Source organism: Brevundimonas sp. BAL450, assembly GCF_015767455.1.
In the GTDB taxonomy this organism is placed as follows: Bacteria; Pseudomonadota; Alphaproteobacteria; order Caulobacterales; family Caulobacteraceae; genus Brevundimonas; species Brevundimonas abyssalis.
In genome coordinates this window covers 1-22245 of sequence record NZ_JADWOW010000030.1, presented here as the reverse complement: position 1 = coordinate 22245, position 22245 = coordinate 1, and the positions used below count along the sequence as shown (strand labels likewise).

Annotated in this window: 17 protein-coding genes; 10 read left to right on the top strand and 7 right to left on the bottom strand. The window is 70.9% G+C overall.

Annotation, left to right across the window (positions count from 1 at the left end; genetic code table 11):
* The first annotated feature begins 99 nt into the window (after positions 1 to 99).
* From addA to IWC96_RS01710, 3 genes are all read left to right on the top strand, one after another.
* Positions 100 to 3552: a double-strand break repair helicase AddA gene (addA, locus tag IWC96_RS01720; protein WP_196838244.1), complete on the top strand. Its 3453-nt coding sequence runs from the start codon at positions 100 to 102 to the stop codon at positions 3550 to 3552.
* Between the two features lie 77 nt (positions 3553 to 3629).
* Positions 3630 to 3968 carry a thioredoxin gene (gene trxA / locus IWC96_RS01715; RefSeq protein WP_021698130.1) on the top strand — a complete coding sequence of 113 codons (339 nt, stop codon included), beginning with the start codon at positions 3630 to 3632 and terminating at the stop codon, positions 3966 to 3968.
* A 40-nt stretch (positions 3969 to 4008) separates the two neighbouring features.
* The gene (locus IWC96_RS01710; protein ID WP_021698129.1) at positions 4009 to 5013 is read left to right on the top strand and encodes an adenosine kinase; all 1005 of its coding nucleotides are present in this window, start codon (positions 4009 to 4011) and stop codon (positions 5011 to 5013) included.
* Here IWC96_RS01710 and glk read toward each other — a convergent pair.
* The 6 genes from glk to IWC96_RS01680 all read right to left on the bottom strand — a co-directional run bounded on the left by glk (position 5010) and on the right by IWC96_RS01680 (position 13671).
* The gene (gene glk, locus IWC96_RS01705; protein ID WP_021698128.1) at positions 5010 to 5999 is read right to left on the bottom strand and encodes a glucokinase; all 990 of its coding nucleotides are present in this window, start codon (positions 5997 to 5999) and stop codon (positions 5010 to 5012) included. The two genes, IWC96_RS01710 and glk, sit on opposite strands and share 4 nt — an antisense overlap.
* Positions 5999 to 7888 carry a phosphogluconate dehydratase gene (edd, locus tag IWC96_RS01700; RefSeq protein WP_021698127.1) on the bottom strand — a complete coding sequence of 630 codons (1890 nt, stop codon included), beginning with the start codon at positions 7886 to 7888 and terminating at the stop codon, positions 5999 to 6001. Before edd ends, glk begins: the two co-directional genes overlap by 1 nt.
* 4 nt (positions 7889 to 7892) lie before the next feature.
* Positions 7893 to 8597 (bottom strand): 6-phosphogluconolactonase, encoded by a 705-nt coding sequence (gene pgl, locus IWC96_RS01695; RefSeq protein WP_021698126.1) that lies wholly within the window; start codon positions 8595 to 8597, stop codon positions 7893 to 7895.
* A complete protein-coding gene (gene zwf / locus IWC96_RS01690; RefSeq protein ID WP_196838243.1) occupies positions 8590 to 10041 on the bottom strand; it encodes a glucose-6-phosphate dehydrogenase in 1452 nt (483 codons plus the stop codon). Before zwf ends, pgl begins: the two co-directional genes overlap by 8 nt.
* A 150-nt stretch (positions 10042 to 10191) precedes the next feature.
* Positions 10192 to 12204, bottom strand: coding sequence for a TonB-dependent receptor domain-containing protein (locus IWC96_RS01685; RefSeq protein ID WP_196838263.1), 2013 nt, complete (start codon positions 12202 to 12204; stop codon positions 10192 to 10194).
* A gap of 69 nt (positions 12205 to 12273) precedes the next feature.
* Entirely contained in the window at positions 12274 to 13671 is a 1398-nt protein-coding gene (locus IWC96_RS01680; RefSeq protein WP_196838242.1) for a Mur ligase family protein, read from the bottom strand.
* A gap of 77 nt (positions 13672 to 13748) precedes the next feature.
* Between IWC96_RS01680 and IWC96_RS01675 the strand changes: the two genes are divergently transcribed.
* The 7 genes from IWC96_RS01675 to IWC96_RS01645 all read left to right on the top strand — a co-directional run bounded on the left by IWC96_RS01675 (position 13749) and on the right by IWC96_RS01645 (position 21726).
* Positions 13749 to 14600, top strand: coding sequence for an LD-carboxypeptidase (locus IWC96_RS01675; protein ID WP_021698121.1), 852 nt, complete (start codon positions 13749 to 13751; stop codon positions 14598 to 14600).
* A 51-nt stretch (positions 14601 to 14651) separates the two neighbouring features.
* Positions 14652 to 15704 carry a LacI family DNA-binding transcriptional regulator gene (locus IWC96_RS01670; protein WP_021698120.1) on the top strand — a complete coding sequence of 351 codons (1053 nt, stop codon included), beginning with the start codon at positions 14652 to 14654 and terminating at the stop codon, positions 15702 to 15704.
* Positions 15705 to 15822: 118 nt separating this feature from the next.
* Entirely contained in the window at positions 15823 to 16986 is a 1164-nt protein-coding gene (locus tag IWC96_RS01665; RefSeq protein ID WP_021698119.1) for a fumarylacetoacetate hydrolase family protein, read from the top strand.
* Positions 16983 to 17741: an SDR family NAD(P)-dependent oxidoreductase gene (locus tag IWC96_RS01660; protein WP_021698118.1), complete on the top strand. Its 759-nt coding sequence runs from the start codon at positions 16983 to 16985 to the stop codon at positions 17739 to 17741. Before IWC96_RS01665 ends, IWC96_RS01660 begins: the two co-directional genes overlap by 4 nt.
* A gap of 49 nt (positions 17742 to 17790) precedes the next feature.
* The gene (locus IWC96_RS01655; protein WP_021698117.1) at positions 17791 to 19299 is read left to right on the top strand and encodes a sugar porter family MFS transporter; all 1509 of its coding nucleotides are present in this window, start codon (positions 17791 to 17793) and stop codon (positions 19297 to 19299) included.
* Between the two features lie 121 nt (positions 19300 to 19420).
* On the top strand, positions 19421 to 20863 hold the full coding sequence (locus tag IWC96_RS01650; protein ID WP_021698116.1) for an aldehyde dehydrogenase family protein: 1443 nt from the start codon (positions 19421 to 19423) through the stop codon (positions 20861 to 20863).
* Between the two features lie 2 nt (positions 20864 to 20865).
* A complete protein-coding gene (locus IWC96_RS01645; RefSeq protein WP_021698115.1) occupies positions 20866 to 21726 on the top strand; it encodes an SMP-30/gluconolactonase/LRE family protein in 861 nt (286 codons plus the stop codon).
* A gap of 5 nt (positions 21727 to 21731) precedes the next feature.
* Here IWC96_RS01645 and IWC96_RS01640 read toward each other — a convergent pair.
* Positions 21732 to 22245 (bottom strand): dihydroxy-acid dehydratase (locus tag IWC96_RS01640; RefSeq protein WP_196838241.1); only part of this gene is annotated, 514 nt, incomplete at its 5' end.

The window sequence follows — 22245 nt, the reverse complement described above, 5'->3', positions numbered from 1 at the left end:
GTGGAGGGGGCGACTCCATCCGCCGGGTCCGGGGTTCGCCCCCTCCACCGCCTGCGGCGGTCCCCCTCCCCCATACGCTTCGCTTTGGGGGAGGATTAGATGCGCTCCCCCCAGGCCATCGCCGCTGATCCGGCGGTCAACGCCTTCGTCATGGCCAACGCGGGTTCGGGCAAGACCACGACCCTGGTCAACCGGGTGGCGCGGCTGCTGCTGGCCGGGTCGGCGCCGGGCGCGATCCTGTGCCTGACCTTCACCAAGGCGGCGGCGGCGGAGATGCAGCGGCGGCTGTACGAGCGGCTGGGCGACTGGGCGGTGGCGGGGGACGCGCGGCTGCGCGACCAGCTGGCGGCGCTGGAAGAGCGCGCGGCCGACAGTTTCGACGCCCATGACCTGTCCCGGGCCCGCGCCCTGTTCGCCCGGGCGCTGGAAACGCCGGGCGGGCTGAAGATCCAGACCATCCACGCCTTCTGCGAGCAGCTGCTGCGGCGCTTTCCGGTGGAGGCGGAGGTGTCGCCCCTGTTCCGGGTCATCGACGAGGCGGAGGCCGCCGACATCCGCCGTCGGGCGCGCGACCGGGTGGCGCTGGCCGACGACATTCCGGGGCTGGCGACCGCCTATCTGCACATGGCGGGCAAGCTGTCCCAGCCCGACTTCGAGGCCATGTTCGACCGCTTCGAGGCGAAGCGGGCGGAGCTGACCGACTATGTGGCCCAGGACGGCGGCGCGGCGACCCTGCAGGACCGGGTGGCGGCCTCGGTGGGGCTGGACGCATGGATCGAGCCGGAGGCGGCGGAGCGGGCGGCGGTGACGGCGCCGGGCTTCGACGCAGCGGCCTGGCTGAACGCGGCGGCGGCCTGCGCCCGGGGCGGCGAGAAGGGCGACCAGCCCATGGGGCTGAAGCTCCAGGCCGTGGCCGAGGCGGTGCTGAACGGCGACGCGCCGGTGGATGCGGTGCGGGAAATCTTCTTCACCGGCGCGGGCGAGCCCCGCAAGCGACTGGGGACCAAGGCGGTGGACCCCGCGACCCTGGACTGGCTGGCGCGCGAACAGGCGCGGCTGGTCGAGATCTTCGAGCGGGCGCGGGCGGCGCGGGTGGCGCTGGATACGGTCTCGGCGCTGGTGCTGGCCTACGCCTATGGCCGGGCCTATGAGGCGGCCAAGGCTGTGACCGGGGCGCTGGACTTCGCCGACCTGATCCAGCGGGCGCGCCATCTGCTCACTGACGGGCCGGGCGCGGCCTGGGTGCTCTACAAGCTGGACGGCGGCGTCGACCACGTGCTCGTGGACGAGGCCCAGGACACCTCGCCCGAGCAGTGGACCATCGTGCGGGCCCTGACCGCCGAGTTCTTCACCGGGGCCGGTTCGCACGACGGGGCCGCGCGCACCGTCTTCGTGGTGGGAGACGAAAAGCAGTCGATCTTCTCGTTCCAGGGCGCCGCGCCCGAGCGGCTGGCGGCCGAGGCCCAGGACTATGACCGGGCCATTACCGGGGTGGGCGGGGTGTTCCAGGGCGTGGAGCTGCTGCAGTCGTGGCGCTCCACCGCCGAGGTGCTGGCCGCCGTGGACGCGGTGTTTGCCGAGCCGGACCTGGCCCGCGCGCTCAGCCCCGGCCGGGGCGAGTCGGGGGAGGGCGCCGCGGCCCTGATCCGGCACCAGGCCGCCCGCGCCGACGGGCTGGCGGGGACGATCGACCTGTGGCCGCCGCTGCAGGACGAGACCGACGAGGAGCGCCGCGCCTGGGACGAGCCGCTGGACGCCTCCACCGCGCGGGGCGCCCGCCGTCGCGTGGCCGAGCGCATCGCCGACGAGATCAAGGCCTCGGTGGAGGCCGGGCACGCGGTGCACGACAAGAAGGCCGGGCTGCGCCCCATGGACTGGGGCGATGTGCTCATTCTGGTGCGTAAGCGCGGGCCCATGTTCGAGGAGGTGCTGCGGGCGCTCAAACAGCGGGGCGTGCCGGTGGCGGGGGCGGACCGCCTGACCCTGTCGGCCCATCCGGTGTTTCAGGACTTGCTGGCGCTGGGCCGGGTGGCCCTGCATCCCGCCGACGATCTGACCCTGGCCGGGGTGCTGCGCTCGCCCCTGTGCGACCTGTCGGAAGAGGCCCTGTTCGATCTGGCCCACGGCCGTGAGGGTTCGCTGTGGCGCGTGCTGAACGGGCGGGCTGAACTTGATCCGGCGCTGGCGGCGGCGCGGGATCTGATCGCCGATTTCCGCGATGCGGCGCGCAGCCTGACGCCGTTCGACCTGTACGGGCGCTTGCTGAACCGGCTGGACGGGCGGTGCCTGAGCGTGCGCCAGCGGTTCCTGACCCGGCTGGGGTCCGAGGCGGCGGACGCCATGGACGCCTTCCTCGATCAGGCCCGCGCGGCGGAGGGGCGCGGTCCGGCGGATCTGGAGCGGTTCTGCCACCTGCTGGCGTCGCTGGACCAGACCATCAAGCGCGAGATGGACGAGCCGCGCGGCGAGGTGCGGGTGATGACGGCGCACTCGTCCAAGGGGCTGGAGGCGCCGGTGGTGATCCTGCCCGACGTGATCTTCGAGGAGCCCCGTGGCGACGCCCTGCTGGAGACGGACGCCGGCGCCTTCCTGTGGTGCGGCTCGTCCGGCGAGGACTGCGCCGCCTCGCAGACGGCGCGGGACGCGCGCAAGCGGCGGGGCGAGGAGGAGTCGCTGCGGCTGCTGTACGTGGGCCTGACGCGGGCGCGGGACCGGCTGATCGTCACGGGACGCTACGCCTCCAACCGCAAGCTGGAGAACCTGAAGGCTTGGTGGGCGCCCATTCTGGCCGCGTTCGAGCGGCTGGAGGGGGTGCGCGAGGTTGAGACGGCCACGGGCGCGGCCCGGCGGTACGGGGCCGACCCGGTGGCCATGGCCCGGAGCGCTGCGCCGGCGATCACCGCCGCCCCGCCGCCCGCCTGGCTGACCACTGCGCCGCGCGCCGAGGCGTCGGAGCGTCGCATGGCCCCGGGCCGGATGGAGGACGCCGCGCGCACGCCGGCGCCGTCGCCCCTGTCGCGGGTCGGCGGGGGGCTGGGCCGCTGGCGGCGCGGGGAGCTGATCCACCGGCTGCTGGAGCGGCTGCCCGACGTGGCGCCCGAGCGGCGGGATGCGGCGGCCGTGACGCTGCTGGCGCGCGAGCCGGATCTGGACGACGCGCAGAAGGCCGAGATGGCGGCGGCGGCGCTGGGGGTGCTGGACGACGCGCGTTTCGCCGAGGTGTTCGGCCCGGCCTCGCGGGCGGAGGTGGCGCTGTCGGGATCGGCGCCGGAGCTGCCCCCGGGGGTGGTGGTGTCGGCGCGGCTCGACCGGCTGGTTGTGACGCCCGAGCGGGTGCTGGTGATCGACTTCAAGACCAACCGCCCGGCGCCGGACCGCATCGAGGAGGCGGACCCGGCCTATGTGCGCCAGCTGGCGGTCTATTGGGCGGTGCTGCGGCGGCTGTATCCTGACCGGACGGTTGAGGCCGCGCTGGTGTGGACCGACGGGCCGCGCCTGACGCCGGTTCCGGAAAGCCTGATGCGGCAGGCGCTGGGCGAGGCCCGTGGTTGACCCGGGGCTCCGGCGTCCCCACATCGTGACCCGCGCCGGAATCGCCTTAAACTGACCGGCCGCTCAGGAGATTGTTCATGCCCACCCTCAAGGTCACCGACGACAGCTTCGAAGCCGACGTCCTGAAAGCGTCCAAGCCCGTGCTGGTCGATTTCTGGGCGGAATGGTGCGGTCCGTGCAAGCAGATCGGCCCGGCGCTGGAGCAGATCGCCGACGACTACGCCGAGCAGCTGACCGTGGCCAAGATCAACATCGAGGACAGCCCCATGACCCCGTCCAAACTGGGCGTGAAGGGCATTCCGACCCTGATGCTGTTCAAGGACGGCCACATGGCCTCCATGAAGGTCGGCGCCATGCCCAAGCAGAAGATCATGGAATGGCTCGTCGAGGCCGGAGCCGCGAAGCCGGCGGAATAAGCGGCTGGAAACGGTCGGCCCGCCCCGCTAAGGAGCGGGCATGACCCTTCCCCCCATCCGATACGACGTCTGCGCCGTGGGCAACGCCATTGTGGACGTGCTCGCCCCGTGCAGCCCCGAATTCCTGTCCGCGCGCGGGCTCCAGCCCGGCTCCATGCAACTGGTGGACGAGACCCAGAGCGCCGCCCTGTACGACGACATGGCCGCGGGCGTGGAGGCGTCGGGCGGTTCGGCGGGCAACACCGTGGCGGGCGTCGGCTCCTACGGCGGGCGGGCGGCCTATATCGGCAAGGTGTCCGAGGACACCCTGGGCGACGTCTTCGCCCATGACATCCGTGCCGCGGGCGTGGCCTTCGACACCCCGCGTCTGGGCGAGGGGCCGTCCACGGGCCGCTGCCTGATCAACGTCACCGACGACGGCCAGCGCACCATGTGCACCTTCCTGGGCGCGGCCAACCAGCTGACCGCAGACGACATCGACCCGGAGATGATCGGCGAGAGCGCCATCGTCTATCTGGAAGGCTATCTGTTCGACCCGGCGCCCGCCCGCGCCGCCTTCGAGCGCGCCGCCGACATCGCCCACCGGGCCGGGCGCAAGGTGGCCATCACCCTGTCGGACACCTTCGTGGCGGCCCGCTGGCGCGCGGAGCTGCTGGCGTTCATCGAACAGTCCGCTGACATCGTGCTGGCCAATGAGGCCGAACTGGGCGCGCTGTACGAGACCGAGGACTTCGACGCCGCCTGCAGCCGGCTGGCGGCGATGGTCGAGGTGGCCGCCGTGACGCGCGGGGCCCAGGGCTCGGTGGTGATCAAGGGCGACCAACGGGTGGCGGTCGACGCCTTCCCCGTGGACAAGGTGGTCGACACCACCGGCGCCGGGGACCAGTACGCGGCGGGCTTCCTGCTGGGGCTGGCGCGAGGCCTGTCGCTGGAGGAGTGCGGCAGGCTGGGCTCTCTGGCCGCCGCCGAAGTCATCGCCCACTGGGGCCCGCGTCCCATGACCAGCCTGGCCGATCTGGCCAAGGCCCGGGGCCTGAAGCTCTAGCGCTCGGCGAACGCCACCCGGGCGGCCCCCAGCAGGGCGGCGTGCTTGTGGGTGATCACCCAGGTCGGAATGTCGGCCATATAGTCCTGGAACCGGCCCTTGCGCTCGAACCGTTCGCGGAAGGGGCTGGCCTTCAGGAAGGGCAGGATGCGCGGGGCGATGCCGCCCGCGATATAGACCCCGCCGCGCGAGCCCATGGTCAGGGCGATGTCCCCGGCCGCCGCGCCCAGAATGGCGCAGAAGCGGGCCAGGGTCGCGCCGCAGACGCTGTTCGGGTTCTCCAGCGCCGAGCGCGTGATCTCGGCCGGATCGTCGATGTGGCTCTCGCGCCCGTCGATCTCGGCCAGGGCCCGGTGCATGTTCAGCAGGCCCGGCCCGCAGATCAGCCGCTCGATGGAGACCCGCTCATAGCGGCGGCGCAGGATGCGCAGGATTTCGTCCTCGACGGCGTCGCCCGGGGCGAAACAGGCGTGGCCGCCCTCGGACGGCAGGGCCATTTCATTGCCGTGGGTGTCGCGCGCCAGCCCGGCCACGCCGAAGCCGGTGCCGGGGCCCAGCACCGCGATGGCCGAATGGGCGTCGCCTTGCGCGGGACCGCCCAGGCTTTCCAGACAGTCGTCCGGCACGATGGGCGCGCCCCAGGCGAGGGCCTCGAAATCATTGATCAGGCGGATGGGGTCCAGACCCAGGGTCGCCAGCTCGGCCTCGGACACCTGCCAGGGCGAGTTGGTCAGGTCGATGGCGCCGTCGGTGACCGGCCCGGCCACCGCGATGATCCCGCCCGTGGGCTTGACCTCGCAGCCGTCGATGAAGGCCCGCACGCCCTCCAGAAAGGTGGGATAGTCGGCGCCGAGGAAGCTTTCGTGATGCTCCAGCACCGGGCGCCCGTCGGTCCAGCGGGCGATGGCGAAGCGGGCGTTGGTGCCGCCCACGTCCCCCACCAGCAGGGTGCGGTCATCGGTGCGGGTCGGACTGGACGGGATCATCAGGCGTCCACCGTGCGGTCAACCAGATTGGGGTCCTGCGGGGTATCGTCGCGCGCGGGTCCGCCTGTGGCGAAGTCGAAACAGACCGAGGCGCCGTCCTCGGCCGCGCCCACCACATGGCGGAACGCCGCGAACAGCTCGCGGCCATAGCCCCAGGCCGAGCCCTCGGCATAGGCCTGCGGGCGCGGGGCCATCGGGCGATCCTCGAAGCCGTCGGCTCCGACCACGGTCAGGACCCCGTTCTCGGCGTCCAGCCGGATGACGTCGCCGTCGCACACCTTCGCCAGGGCGCCGCCGTCCAGCGCCTCGGGGCTCAGGTGGATGGCGGCGGGGGTCTTGCCCGAGGCGCCGGACATGCGGCCGTCGGTGACCAGCGCTACCTTGAACCCGCGATCCTGAATCACCGACAGGGCCGGGGACAGGCTGTGCAGCTCCGGCATGCCGTTGGCCTTGGGTCCCTGAAAGCGCAGCACCACGATCACGTCGCGGTCCAGCTGTCCGGCCTTGAACGCCTCCAGCACGTCTTCCTGACTGTCGAACACGGCGGCGGGGGCCTCGACGATCCGGTTCTCCGGCTTGACCGCCGAGACCTTGATCACCGCCCGGCCCAGCGCGCCCTTGACCAGCCGCAGGCCGCCGTCCTTCTGGAACGGGTCCGAGGCGGGGCGCAGGATCTCGGGATCCAGCGTCTCGGTCACCCCGTCCTTCCAGACCAGCACGCCGTCCTCCAGCATGGGCTCCTGAAAATAGGCCTCGATGCCCCGGCCCATGATGGTGGTCACATCGCTGTGCAGATAGCCGGCCCGGGCCAGTTCGCGGGTGACGAAGGCCACCCCGCCGGCCGCCTGGAACGCGTTCACGTCGGCCGAGCCGTTGGGATAGACCCGCGCCAGCAGGGGCGTGACCGACGACAGCTCGTCCATGTCGGTCCAGTTGATCAGCACGCCCGCCGCGCGCGCCATGGCCACCAGATGGATGGCGTGGTTGGTGGAGCCGCCGGTGGCCAGCAGGGCCACGATCATGTTGACGACGGACTTCTCGTCGATGACGTCGGCCATGCGGCTCTGGCCTTCGCGGGCCAACTCGACCGCCCGTTTCGCCGCCGCCGCCGTCAGGGCGTCGCGCAGGCCCGTCTCCGGGTGCACGAAGGCGGTCGACGGCAGGTGCAGGCCGCCCACCTCCATCATCATCTGGTTGGAATTGGCCGTGCCGTAGAAGGTGCAGGTGCCCGGCGAATGGTAGCTGCCGATCTCGCTTTCCAGCAGGGTCTGGCGCTCCACCTTGCCCTGGGCATAGAGGGCGCGGACGCGGGCCTTCTCGGCGTTGGGGATGCCCGACGGCATGGGCCCGGCGGGGGCGAAGACCACGGGCAGGTGGCCGAACGCCAGGGCGCCCATGAACAGGCCCGGCACGATCTTGTCGCAGACGCCCAGGCACAGGGCCGCGTCGAAGGCGTCGTGGGTCAGGGCCACGCCGGTGGACATGGCGATGACGTCGCGGCTGAACAGGGACAGCTCCATGCCCGGGCGTCCCTGGGTGACGCCGTCGCACATGGCCGGGACCCCGCCCGCCACCTGGGCCGTGGCGTTGGCCGCGCGCGCGGCCTCGCGCACGATGTCGGGGAACCGCTCGAACGGCTGGTGGGCCGACAGCATGTCGTTGTAGGCGGTGACGATCCCCACATTGGGCTGGCTGCCCGACATGGCGTTCAGCTTGTCCTTGACCGGGGCGCCGGCGAAGGCGTGGGCCCAGTTGGCGCAGGACAGCTTGGCCCGGCCGGGCGTGTTGCCGGCGGCCCAGTCCATGCGGCGCAGATAGTCCGCGCGGGTCTCGCGGCTGCGTTCGATGATCCGCTGTGTGACGGCGGCGGTGACGGGATTGAGGGGCATCAGCTTACTCTGTCCAGAGGACCTCGAGAGGGGCGCCGCTCGCGATCAGGGCGGCGATGGGCTGGACGGCGGGATCGCCCGCCGCCTCGGCCTCGAAGACCGCGCGCTTCTTCGCGCCGGTCAGGGCCAGCACCACGCGGCGGGCGCGGGCCAGATAAGGGATGTTCAGGCTGATCCGCTCCTGCGGAGGGGCCATGCCGTCGCGGCCGGGCGGCACGCCGAAGACGGCGGGCTCCAGCGCCGTGGTCAGCAGGGTCTTCAGGGTCGGACTGCCCGGAAACATGGAGCAGATATGCCCATCCTCGCCCATGCCCAGCAGCACGGCGTCCAGCGGCCCCTCGGCCTGCAGCGCGCGGGCGGCCAGGGCGGCGGCGCGGTCCACGGTCACAGCGGCATGGTGCAGGGGGATGAAGCGCGCGGCGGCGGCCGGGCCGGTCAGCAGGGTCTCGCGCATCAGCCGGGCGTTGGAGTCCGGCGAGCTTTCCGGCACGTGGCGTTCGTCCACCAGGGTGACGGCGACCTTCGACCAGTCCAGATCGGCCTGGGCCAGACGGCGATAGATGGGCGAGGGCGTCGACCCGCCCGCGCCCGCGAACAGGGCCTTGTCGCCTTCGCCCAGCGCAGCGGACAGGGCGTCCGACAGACGTCCGGCGCAGGCGTCGGCCCAGCCGTCCTTGTCCGGGAATATCTCGATCCGGATATCACTCATTCCACGCCCGTCCGTTACGGCTCATCAGATCGAAGGCGCCCGACGGCCCCCAGGTTCCCGCCTCATAGGGCTCGGGCTTCATCTCGGCGGCGCGCCAGGCGGCCGAGACCCCGTCGACCCACTCCCACGCCTTCTCCGCCTCGTCCCGGCGCACGAACAGGGTGGAGTCGCCGTTCAGGGCGTCCAGCAACAGGCGCTCATAGGCGATGCGGCGGCGCGGCGGGCGGCCGCTCTTGCCCTCCATGCCCCAGGACAGGGACATGCGGATGGGCTGCAGCCGCATCTTCGCGTCCAGTCCCGGCGCCTTGTTCATCACCGACAGGGACACGTCCTCGTCGGGCTGCAGGGCGATGACCATGCGGTTGGCCACGATGTCGCCGCGCCCGTCGCCGTCGAAGATGGAGTGGGGCACCGGCTTGAACTGGATGACGATCTCGGTGCGCTTGTCGGGCATGCGCTTGCCGGTGCGCATGAAGAACGGCACCCCGGCCCAGCGCCAGTTGTCGATGTCGGCGCGCAGGGCGACGAAGGTGTCGGTGTCCGACGCCTGGCCGCGCTCCTGCTCGTAACCCTTGACCGGCTGGTTCTCGACGCTTCCGGGCGTGTACTGGCCGCGCACAGTGACCTTCTTCGCGGCCGCCTTGGTGATGGGGCGCAGGGACCGCAGCACCTTGACCTTCTCGTTGCGCACCGAGTCCGGGTCCATGTCCGAGGGCGGCTCCATGGCCACCAGACACAGCAGCTGCAGCATGTGGTTCTGCAGCATGTCGCGCAGGGCGCCGTACTCGTCATAGTACGGCCAGCGGTCGCCCACGCCCGTGGTCTCGCCCACGGTGATCTGCACGTGGTCGATGGACAGGTTGTTCCACAGGGGCTCGAAGATCACGTTGGCGAAGCGCAGCGCCATCAGGTTCTGGACCGTCTCCTTGCCCAGATAGTGATCGATGCGGAACACCCGGTCCTCTGTGAAGGCGGCGGCCACCGCCTGGTCGATCTCGCGGAAGGTCTTCAGGTCGCGGCCGACGGGCTTCTCCAGCACGATGCGGGTCATGGCCCCGGTCATGCCGATGGCCTTCAGCGCATTGACGATGGGCGCGTACAGCGACGGCGACACGGCCAGGAAATAGGTGAGGTCCTCGGTCCCGGCCCTGTCCCTGAGCGCAGTCAGGCTGTCGGGATCGGTGGCGTCCATGGCCAGATAGTCGATCCGCTTCGACAGCCGGTCGAAGGCCTTGGCGCTCCACTGGCCGTCGGCCTCGGCGCGGGGCTGGACCCACTCGCGCACGCTGGCCAGATAGGCGTCGCGGCTGTCCTCGCTGCGCGCGGCGGCGATGACCGTCAGCCCCTCGGGCAGCAGGTCGTCGTGCTCCAGAAAGTACAGCGACGGCAGCAGCATGCGCAGCGCCAGATCGCCGCCTCCGCCGAACAGAACGAGCGTCGGCATTCGCGCCTCACCTTCACCAGTTGCGTGGATGGACCCGTCTTGGGGGATTTCCACGCCCGCGCCAACCGGACCAATCGGCTTTGAAACATCAGTTTATGCGCTGACACCGGTTTCCGTGAGCCCGCAGCGCAAGATTTCGCTCAATCTGGATCAGTAGGTGAGCCGCAGCCCCGCACGCACGGTGCGCGGGGGGCCATAGCCGGGCACGCCGTCGCCGGTGCGGGCGACCTCCACATCCTCGTCGAACAGGTTGTCGGCGGCCAGATAGAGGACGGTGCGTGTGTTGGCCCGCCACTCCGCCCGGGCGTCCAGAACCAGGGCCGGGTCCAGTTCGCGGCTGTTCAGATCATCGTCGAACCGGCGGCTCTCGTAGCGGGCGCGGGCCGACAGACCCAGGCGGTCGGACGCACGCCAGTCGATCCCGGCGGTGGCGCTCCAGATGGGCGCCTGGGCGGGACGCAGCCCGGTCAGCTGGGGCGCGTCGGTCCCGCCGTCCATGCGGGCGTCGGTGGCCGACAGGGCGCCGGACAGGGTCACGGTCTCCAGCCGCCAGCGGGCCTCCACCTCGACGCCCGTGGCCTCCACGGTCCCGGCGTTGCGGCGCTGGCGCAGCACACCGCCCGCGGGCACGAAGCCCGCCACGGGGAAGACGCCGGGTCCCTCGCCGATGGTGACGTTGACGATGGCGTCCTCGATCTCGTTGTGGAACACCGTGGCCGTCAGATCGACCGCGCCGCCGCTCCACGCCAGACCCGCCTCGACGCCGCGCAGCACCTCGGGCTCCAGCTCGGGATTGGCTTCGGTGATGTCGTTGCCGACGCGGAAGGGCCGGTGCAGCTCGTTCAGGGTCGGGGGCCGGAAGCCGGTGTAGGCCGCCGCCCGCGCCGCCCAGCCGCCGCCCAGATCCCGCCGTGCGGCCAGACGGGCGCTGACCACCTCGCCGTCGCGGTCGGGCGAGCGCTGGTCCAGCAGCACCACATCCGTCGCCGTGTTGGTCTCCAGCCGGCGGCCGTTCTCGTTGCTCCATCGGTCGGCGCGCAGCCCCCCGGCGACCAGCCAGGGTCCGCCGGTCCAGGAGCCCTCGGCATAGGCCCCGGCGATCAGGGTCTCGCCGCCCGCGATGCGCTGGCGGTTGAACGCGTTCACCTCGCGCACCTCGCCCTCGGTGCTGCGGACGTCGGCGCCCACCTCCCACTCCAGCGATCCGCCCCAGCGCTCGGCGGCGCGGCGCAGGGCGAAATTGGCGCCCAGCCCGGTGGCCGGGGTGGCGTACTGATTGTTGGCCAGCGACGCGCTCGACCGGTCGTCGGCCACCGACACGAAGGTGTTGCTGAGATCGCTGTCGTGACGCCACATCTGCGCCCGCCAGCCGAGGCGGTCGGCGGTGGGCTGGCGCGCCGCCGTCAGGCTGTAGATCTGGCCGCTGGATTCCGCCCGCGCCCCCTCCAGCCCGGCGCCGCGCTCGTCCTCCCAGGCCCCGAAGCGGGCCGAGACGGCGATGTCGTCCGTGGCCGCCCAGTCGGCGCGCAGGGCCCCGCCCAGGCTCTCCAGATCCGTCGGCGTGTCCGCCGCGCCCCGCTCCGGGCCGCGCACGGGCACATAGCCGTCGCTGTGTTCGTACAGCCCCGAGGCGGTCAGGGTCAGCCGGCCGAACCCACGCGATCCCGACCCGGACAGGCGCGCGCCGCCGCGTTCGGCGACCGAGGCGTCCAGCACGGCCCCGGACTCGCGCTCGCGCATCACGATCACCCCGGTCAGGGCCCCGGCGCCGTAGGGGCCCGCGCCGGACCCGCGCACGATGTCCAGACTGTCGAGGGACTCCGGCGCGATCTGCGACCAGATCACCCAGCCGCCGAACGGGTCGTTCAGCGGCACGCCGTCCATGGTCACCAGGGTCCGGCCCGCGCCGGACGGGGCGATGGACCGCAGGGATATGCCTTGCGTCGTCGGATTGGCCGACAGGCTGGACGTGCGGCGGAACAGCGACACGGCGGGCACGCCGGTCAGGGCCTCGTCCACCCGCTGGCTGGCCTCCAGGTCGTCCTGATCCAGCCGGATGACCGCAAAGGCGGCGTCGCCCGCGGCGGGGGGCAGGCGGGCGGCGGTGACGACGATCTCGTCAACGGTGCCGGGCGGGGCGGGCGGGACGTCGGCTTGAAAAATGACGGGCTCCGTCGGGAAGGCTGGATGTGAGGGTGACCTGTCGAACAGATGGAACGGACGAGCGTTCCCTCAAGTCCCGGCGTCGAGGCGCTTCAGCAGGTCGGCGGCGAACTCGGACAGGGTGTCGTCCCGGGCGCCCATGATCAGGATGCGGTCCCCGGGACGGGCCATCCGGATCAGGCGCTCGCCGCAGGCCGCGCGGTCGGGCAGGGCCTCCGCATGACGGCCCGCCGCCGCGATGCCGGTCGCGATGTCGCCCGAGCCGACGCTGCGATCGGTGGTGCCGCCGTAATAGACCGGCTCGGGCATCAGCAGCACGTCGTCGGGGCTCATCAGCCGCGCGAAGACGTCGATGAACTCGGCCTTCATCAGCTTCAAAGGGCCGAAGCCGTGGGGCTGGAACAGGATCAGCAGGCGGCCGGGAAAGGCGTGCAGGGTGTTCAGGGTGGCGGTGATCTTGTCCGGGTTGTGGGCGAAGTCGTCGATCACGGTGACCCCGCCCGCCTGACCGGCCACCTCCAGACGACGGCGGATGCCCGAGAAATCCTTCAGCGCCGCCACCGCGTCGGCGACCGGCACGCCCAGCGCCTTGACCGCGCCGACGGCCGCCAGCGCATTGGCCGCATTGTGGGCGCCCGGCACGCGCAGCTCGGCGTCATGGGCCGCGCCGTCTTTCTCGATCAGCCGGAAGGTCATGCCGCCGGCGGTGGGCGCCAGATCCACGGCGCGCAGGTCGGCCCCCGGATGGTCCAGCGCGAAGGTGATTGTCGCCGACGCCTGTTTCGCCACGGCGGGCGTTTCGGCGTCGTCCAGGTTCAGCACCGCCGTCGCCGCCCGGCCCGCGAAGCCGCCGAACAGGGCGCGCAGCTCGTCCATGGACTTGTGATCCAGCGAGACATTGGAGATCACAGCCACGGTGGGTTCATAGCGGGCGATGGAGCCGTCGGACTCATCCACCTCGCTGACGAACAGGTCCGGCCCGCCGATCAGGGCGCTGGCGAAGGGCTGGTCGGGCTGGACGAAATTCTTCATCACCGCGCCGTTCATGACGGTGGGCGCGCGCCCGGCACGGTGCAGGATCCAGGCGATCATGCCGGTGATGGTGGACTTGCCGCTGGTGCCCGCCACGCCGACGCTGGTCCCGGCGCCGTTGAACAGCTCCGACAGCAGCTGGGGCCGGGTCAGGATGCGTGCGCCTGCGGCCTTCGCGGCGCGGATGTCGGGCACCGTGTCCTCCACCGCCCCGGTGGCCACCACCACCTGACCGGCGCGCACGCCCGATCCGTCCTGGGGATGCAGGGTGAAGCCGTGGCCGCGCAGCCAGTCGAACTTCTCCGGCGTCCGGCCTTGATCCAGCGCCCGGTCGGAGCCTTCCACAGCGGCCCCGCGCGCCTTCATGATCAGGGCAAGCGGCAGCATGCCCGAGCCGCCGACGCCGCAGAAGAAATAGGACTGGTCTTGATTCATGCGCCGCGAACCCCGAAGGCTTGAAGCGCCTGACTAGCACGGCGCGCCCGCAGCGCCAGAGGATTGCGCGACAGAACATGGCCACCCCGAACAAGCCCTTCCGCATCGGCGTCGTGGCCGCCAGCTCGCGCTTCGAGCGGGAGACCGCCGTGCTGGCGCAGGAGATGGTGCGCGCGCTGCATCCCGACGGCTCGGTCGAACTGAAGTTCCACCCCGCGTCCTTCGGCAAGCACGGCCATTTCGCGGGCGACGACGCCGGCCGGGCCAGGGCTGTTCTGGAGATCGCCAACGACCCGACCCATGACGCGGTCTGGTTCGCCCGAGGCGGCTATGGATCCTGCCGCATCGCCGAGGCGGTGATGGCCGGGGTCAACGATGCGGCGCGCAAAAAGACATACATGGGCTACTCCGACGCCGGATCGATTCTGGCGGGGCTGTACCGGCTGGGGTTCGAGCAGGTGTTCCACGGGCCGATGGTGCAGGACCTGCGCCGGTCTGACGGCAAGATCGCCTTCGCCCGCGCCCTCGACTGGCTGGTGCGGCGGGACAAGGCGGCGCTGGAGCCCGCCGTCCTGACCGGCGGCGCGCCCACGGCGGCGTTCAACATCACCATCCTCAGCCAGCTGCTGGGCACGGCGCTGGAGCCGGACCTGACCGGCCATGTGCTGATGCTGGAGGAGGTGGGCGAGGCCGACTACCGCACCGACCGCGCCATGTTCCACATCACCGGCCAGCCCGCGATCCGCCGCGTGGCGGGCATCCGCCTGGGCCGGGTCAGCGACGTCACCCCCAACGACCCCGACTTCGGCCTGACCTCGGAGCAGATCGTGCGCTACTGGTGCGACCGCTCGGGCATTCCTTATCTTGGCCGCGCCGACATCGGGCATGATTCCGCCAACCGCATCGTGCCCTTCGGACCGTTGACCTGAGCCCTTCCAGGGTCGATCAGGGGAGATCGCAATTTGAAGGGGCGAGCAGGCTTGGCCGACTCCCGCAAGGACAGAAAGGGCGCCGTCACCATCCATGACGTGGCGCGCCGCGCCGGGGTTTCGCCCATGACCGTGTCGCGGGTCATGAACGAGGCGCCCGGGGTCAAGGACGCCACCCGCAAGACGGTGCAGGACGCGGTGGAGGCCCTGGGCTATGCGCCCAACGCGGCGGCGCGCAGCCTGGCGCGTCAGGGCGGCGGACGCATCGGCCTGCTCTACTCCAACCCGTCCGCCGGCTATCTCAGCGAGTTCCTGGTGGGGGCCCTGGACGGCGCCCAGAAGACCGGCGCCCTGCTGCTGATCGAGAAGTGCGACCCCAATCCGGAGAGCGAGCGCGCCGCGGTGGGCCGCCTGATCGCGGGCGGCGCCTCCGGCGTGATCCTGCCGCCGCCCCACGGCGAATCCTACGCCGCCCTGTCGGAGCTCAAGGACGGAGAGGTGGCCGTGGTGGCTGTGGCCGCCGGGCGTTTCCGCTCGGACGCCAGCGCCGTGCGCATCGACGACTTCGCCGCCGCCGCCGAGATGACCCGGCACCTGCTGGAGCTGGGCCACCGCCGCATCGGCTTCATCAAGGGCGCCTCCAACCAAACCGCCAGCGCCGAGCGCCTGCTGGGCTTCGAGACCGAGATGCGCGCGGCCGAGCCCGCCGCCACCGCCCTGATCGAGGCGGGCGAGTTCACCTATCGCTCCGGCCTCGAGGCCGCCGAGCGCCTGCTGTCGGCGCGACGGCCCCCGACCGCCATCTTCGCCTCCAACGACGACATGGCCGCCGGTGTCCTGACCGCCGCCCACCGCAAGGGGCTGGACGTGCCGGGCGCGCTGACCGTGGTCGGTTTTGACGACACCTCCATCGCCACCGCCGTCTGGCCGGAGCTGACCACCGTCCGCCAGCCGGTGGCCGAGATGGCCGAGGCCGCCGTGCGCATCCTCAGCGACGACATCCGGGGGCGGGGCCAGGCGCGGAGCGACGCGCCCGTCGACCGGCTGGTGACCCACACCCTGGTCGTGCGCGACTCCTGCGGGCCGGCGCCGACCGCCGACTGACCCCCTGATCGGGCCGCCGCGTGATGGCTCTTGACACCGACGGTCAGCCCTTTGATGTTACCGCTAACAGAAACGACCGCGCCGGTGGGCTCGCCCACCTCACGCGACGGCGGGGGAAATGACCAGTATTGTTGAATGCCTTGCGGCGGATTGGGACGCCGCGACCCTGATCGGACGGATCGAACTGCCCGAAGGCCCGACGCCCGTACGCGTCCGCGAGGGCCGGGTTCAGGACATTTCCGGTTTCGCCCCCACCTGCGCCGACGCGCTCGCCCGCGCCGATGACCTCGCCGCCTTTGAGGGCCGCGATCTCGGCGCCCTGGCCGACATGGAGTTCGCCACCGTCTGGGGCGGGCCGTCGCCCGATGCGGTCAAGCTGCTGTCGCCGGTCGATCTCCAGTGCGTGAAAGCATCGGGCGTGACCTTCGCCGTCTCGGCCGTGGAGCGGGTGATCGAGGAGCGCGCCCGCGGCGACGCCGCCGCCGCCGACGAAATCCGCAAGGCCCTGAAGGACAAGGTGGGCGCCGACCTGTCGGCCGTGAAGCCCGGCTCGGAACAGGCCGCCGCCCTCAAGACCGCCCTGATCGCCGACGGCCTGTGGTCCCAGTATCTGGAGGTCGCCATCGGCCCCGACGCCGAGATCTTCACCAAGGCCCCGATCCTGTCCTCGGTGGGCTGGGGCGACTATGTGGGCGTGCGGTCGGACTCGGCCTGGAACAACCCCGAGCCCGAGGTGGCGGTGGTCTGCGATTCCACCGGCCGCATCCTCGGGGCGACGCTGGGCAATGACGTCAACCTGCGCGACATCGAGGGCCGCTCGGCCCTGCTGCTGGGCAAGGCCAAGGACAACAACGCCTCTGCGGCGCTGGGACCGTTCATCCGCCTGTTCGACGACGGCTTCACCCTCGACGACCTGCGTCAGGCCACCATTTCTCTGGAGGTGGTCGGCGACGACGGCTTCGTCATGAAGGGCGAAAGCTCCATGAGCCTGATCAGCCGTGATCCGGTGGAGCTGGTGGGCCAGACCATCGGCAGGCACCACCAGTATCCCGACGGCCTGATCCTCTATCTGGGCACCATGTTCGCCCCTATCGAGGATCGCGATGCGCCCGGCGGCGGCTTCACCCACAAGCCGGGCGACCGGGTGCGGGTGTCCTCGCCCCGTCTGGGCGTTCTCGACAACAAGGTGACCACCAGCGACCAGGCCCCGCCCTGGACCCTGGGGGTCTCCGGACTGATGCGTAATCTGGCCTCCCGCGGCCTGCTTGGAGGCGCGCGATGAGCGAAGCGATCTATCCCTCTCTCAAGGACCGGCTGGTGGTCATCACCGGCGGCGGCTCGGGCATCGGCGAGGGTCTGACCGAGGCCTACGTCCGGCAGGGCGCGCGGGTGGTGTTTCTGGACATCGCCGAGGCGCCGTCCCGGGCGCTGGAGGCGCGTCTGGCCCATCAGTCTCCCGCGCCGGTGTTCCGGCCCTGCGACCTGACCGACCTGGACGCGCTCAAGGCCTGTTTCGCGCGCATCGAAGCCGAACACGGCGAAGTGGACGTGCTCATCAACAACGCCGCCAACGATGATCGTCACCGGGCCGACGCCGTCACGCCCGCCTACTGGGACGAGCGCATGGCGGTGAACCTGCGCCACCAGTTCTTCGCCGCCCAGGCGGTGGCCCCGGCCATGCGTCGACGCGGCAAGGGCGTGATCCTGAACCTGGGCTCCATCTCCTGGCATCTGGGGATGCCGGACCTGTCGCTGTATGAGACCGCCAAGGCGGCCATCGAGGGCATGACCCGCGCCCTGGCCCGCGAATGGGGCCCGGACGGGGTGCGCGTGGCCTGCATCGTGCCGGGCAATGTGAAGACCGAGCGCCAGATGAAGTGGTACTCGCCCGAGGGCGAGGCCGAGATCGTGGCGGCTCAATGCCTGACGCTGAGAATCGAACCCAGGGACATCGCCGCCATGGCCCTGTTCCTGTCGTCTGATGACGCCCGCGCGATCACCGGGCATGAGTATTTCGTGGACGCAGGCTGGAGATAGCCAGGCGTCTCAACCGGGGTCGGGAGAACCCCATCGGGAGGACTGAGGCATGACGGATGTAAATCAGGCGGGGGCGCCGCCTTCCGCCGAACTCGAGCGAACGAACATGGGGCTGGTCATCCTCACCGTGCTGGTGGCGACGATCGGCGGCTTCCTGTTCGGCTACGACAGCGGCGTCATCAACGGCACCGTGGAGGGCCTGCGCCAGGCCTTCAATTCCGAAGAGGTGGGCACCGGGTTCAACGTGGCCTCCATGCTGCTGGGCTGCGCCATCGGCGCCGCCTTCGCGGGCCGCGCCGCCGACGTCTGGGGCCGCCGCACCATGATGATCGTGGCGGCGGTGCTGTTCATCGTCAGCGCCTGGGGTTCGGGCATCGCGGGCACCTCCACCGAGTTCGTGATCTACCGCATCCTCGGCGGTCTGGCCGTGGGCGCCGCCAGCGTCATGGCGCCCGCCTACATCTCCGAGATCGCCCCCGCCCACATGCGCGGCCGCCTGACGACGATCCAGCAGATCGCCATCATCTCGGGCCTGTTCTTCTCGTTCCTGGCCAACTACCTGCTGGCCAATACGGCGGGCGGATCGACCACGGAATTCTGGCTGGGCTTCACCACCTGGCGCTGGATGTTCTGGGTGGAGCTGATCCCCGCGGTGATCTTCTTCTTCGCCCTGTTCCTGATCCCCGAAAGCCCGCGCTTCCTGGTCATCAAGGGCAAGCACGAAAAGGCCACCGAGGTGCTGGGCCGCCTGTTCGGGCCGAAGGCCGCCGGCCTCAAGGTGGCCGAGATCCAGCAGTCCCTGACGGCGGATCACAAGCCCCGCCTTTCGGACCTGATCGACCGCAACAAGGGCGGCATCCGCATGATCGTCTGGGCCGGCATCGGCCTGGCGGTGTTCCAGCAGCTGGTGGGCATCAACATCGTCTTCTACTACGGCGCGGTGCTGTGGCAGTCGGTGGGGCTGAGCGAAAACGACGCCCTGATGATCAATGTGCTGTCCGGCGCCCTGTCCATCGCGGCGGTGGTTCTGGGCCTGCTGGTGATCGACAGGCTGGGCCGCAAGCCCATGCTGCTGGTCGGCTCGGTGGGCATGGCCATCACCCTGGGGCTGGTGGCCTACGCCTTCTCCACCGGGACCTTCATGGCCTCGGGCACGGTGCTGGAAGCCGGCACGGTGCTGAACAACGGCACGGTCTATGACGCCCAGACCACCCTCTCATCCAGCTTCCTCGACCTCACGCCCCAGATGGGGCTGCTGGCGCTGGTGGCGGCCAATATCTATGTGATGTTCTTCAACTTCAGCTGGGGTCCGGTCATGTGGGTCATGCTGGGCGAGATGTTCCCGAACCAGATCCGCGGCTCCGGCCTGGCGGTTTCGGGCTTCGCCCAGTGGATCGCCAACTTCGGCATCACCATGAGCTTCCCGATCATGGCCGCCGGCATCGGCCTGACGCTGACCTACGGCTTCTACGCCCTCAGCGCCCTGGTCTCGGTGTTCTTCGTCCTGGCCCTGGTCCACGAGACCCGCGGCAAGGAACTGGAGCAGATGACCGGCTGAGCCGCCGGTTATCGACACGAACGGGCGGGGCCGAACGAATTCGTCGTTCGGCCCTCGCCTGATTTTGGAATGTACTGAAGGCCCGCGACCTCCCCGGCGCGGGCCACAAAGGAGACACGCCATGTCCGACACCCTCGAACTCTCCCACTGGATCAACGGCGAGAAGGTTTCGACGGACCGGCCGTCCGAGAGCCTGAACCCGTCCGACACCCGCGACGTGGTGGCCCGCGTCCCCGACGGCGGCGACGCCGAGGTCAATGCGGCGGTGGACGCCGCGCGCGCGGCCTTCGGCGGCTGGGCCGACGCCTCGCCCGAGGTGCGCTCGGACGTGCTGGACAAGGCGTCCAACATCCTGATGGAGCGCCGCGAGGAAGTGGGCCGTCTGCTGTCGCGCGAAGAGGGCAAGACCCTCGCCGAGGGCATCGGCGAAACGGCGCGCGCCGCCCGCATCCTGAAATTCTTCGGCGGCGAGGCCCTGCGTCTGCACGGACAGAACCTGATGTCGACGCGGCCGGGCGTGGAGGTCCAGACCTACCGCCAGGCGGTGGGCGTCTACGGCCTGATCACGCCCTGGAACTTCCCCATCGCCATCCCGGCCTGGAAGATGGCCCCGGCTCTCGCGTTCGGGAACACGGTGGTGATCAAGCCCGCCGGCCAGACCCCCGCCACGGCCGAGGCGCTGGTGGCCATCCTCCATGAGGCGGGCCTGCCCAGGGGCGTGGTCAACATGATCATCGGCCGGGGCCGCGTGGGTCAGGCCATCGTGGACCACACGGGCGTGGACGCCATCAGCTTCACCGGCTCGCAGGGCGTCGGCGCGGGCGTGGCCCTGGGCGCGGTCAAGCGTCAGGCCCGGGTGCAGCTGGAGATGGGCGGCAAGAACCCGCTGGTGGTCATGGACGATGCAGACCTGGACCGGGCGGTGCAGATCGCCCTGGACGGCTCCTTCTTCGCCACCGGCCAGCGCTGCACCGCCTCCTCGCGCCTGATCGTGCAGGACGGCATCCACGACAAGTTCGTCGCGGCCCTGGCGGAGAAGGTGAAGGCCCTGCGCGTGGGCGACGCCCTGGACCCGGAAACCCAGATGGGTCCCGCCGTCTCGGAGGACCAGATGGAGACCTCCTACCGCTACATCCAAGTGGCCAGGGGCGACGGCGGCCGCGTCGTCACCGGCGGCGACCGCATGCAGCTGGAAAAGCCCGGCTGGTACGTGCAGCCGACCCTGATCGCCGACACGGCGACGGACATGCGCATCAATCAGGAGGAGGTGTTCGGCCCCGTCGCCTCCACCATTCGGGTGAAGTCCTACGAGGAGGCCCTCGAGGTCGCCAACGGCGTGGAGTTCGGCCTGTCCGCCGGCATCGTCACCACCAGCCTGAAGCACGCCCGCGACTTCCAGCGGAATGCGCGCGCCGGCATGGTGATGGTCAATCTGCCCACCGCTGGGGTGGACTATCACGTGCCCTTCGGCGGCTCGAAGAAGTCCAGCTACGGCCCGCGCGAGCAGGGCTTCGCGGCGGTGGAGTTCTTCACCCAGACCAAGACCGCCTACTCCTGGAGCTGACGGTGTCGGCGCCCGAACTGATCTGGGACCTCAGGGCCGAGCTGGCCGAGGGGCCGGTGTGGGATGCGGACCGGCGCTGCGTCTGGTTCGTGGACATCAAGGGCCGGACCCTGAACCGCTACGGCGTCGATGACGCTGGCAAGCAGAGCTGGTCCGCGCCGGACCAGATCGGCTTCGCCCTGCCGGCCGAGGACGGGTCGCTGATCTGCGGCGTGCGCGGCGGCCTGTACCGGTTCGACGTGGCGACGGGCGCGTTCTCCCTGCTCCAGACCGTGGAGCAGGACCGGCCCCGGAACCGCCTGAACGACGGCTTCGTGGCCCCGGACGGATCCCTGTGGTTCGGCTCCATGGACGATTCCGAACAGCAGAAGACCGGCGCCCTGTATCGCTGGGCGGCGGGTGCGCTGACGCTCATGGACGACGGTTACGGCGTCAGCAACGGCCCGGCCCTGAGCCCGGACGGGACCGTGCTCTATCATCACGACACCCTCGACAAGGCCGTCTACGCCTTCGACCACGCCGACGGCGCCATCGCCAACAAGCGCCTGTTCGCCACGACCGTTGACGGTTACGCCGACGGCCCGTCGGTGGACTCGGCGGGCGTGCTGCACGTGGGCCTGTTCGGCGGCTGGGGCGTGGGCCGCTGGGCGCCCGACGGCGGCTATCTGGGCAAGATCGACTTCCCGGTCTCGGCGGTGACCAAGGCCACGTTCGGCGATGACGACCTGAAGACGCTCTACTGCACCACCGCCTGGCTGGGGCAGGACGACGAGACCCGCGCCGCCCAGCCCGCGGCAGGCGGTCTGTTCCGCCTCCGCGTGGACACCCCCGGCCTGCCCCAGAACCGGATCCGCCTGGGCTGACCGCCCTAGTGATTATCCCTTGGCGCGGGCGCGATGGTGTCGACGATGCGGTGGTATTTGACGCTGTTCTCGAGGGTGGCGCCGGTCTCGAGCTGGCCGGTGAGGCCGCGCTGGATCTCCTGCCAGGGGGTCTGGGAGGCGGGATAGGCATAGCCGCCGGCGGCCTCCAGCGCGGCCTTGCGCGCGGCGATCTCGGCGTCGGGGACCATCAGGGTGACGGTGGAGGTGTTCAGGTCCACCCGGATGCGGTCGCCGGTCTTCAGCACCGCAATGGTCCCGCCCGCCGCCGCTTCCGGCGAGGCGTGCAGGATCGAGGGGCTGCCCGAGGTGCCCGACTGGCGCCCGTCGCCGATGCAGGGCAGGGCGGTGACGCCCGCTTTGATCAGGTGGGCGGGCGGACGCATGTTGACCACCTCGGCGGCGCCGGGATGGCCGATGGGCCCCGAGCCGCGCATCACCAGCACCGAGCGTTCGGTGATGCCCTCGGCCGGGTCGTCGATGCGGTGGTGGTAGTCCTCG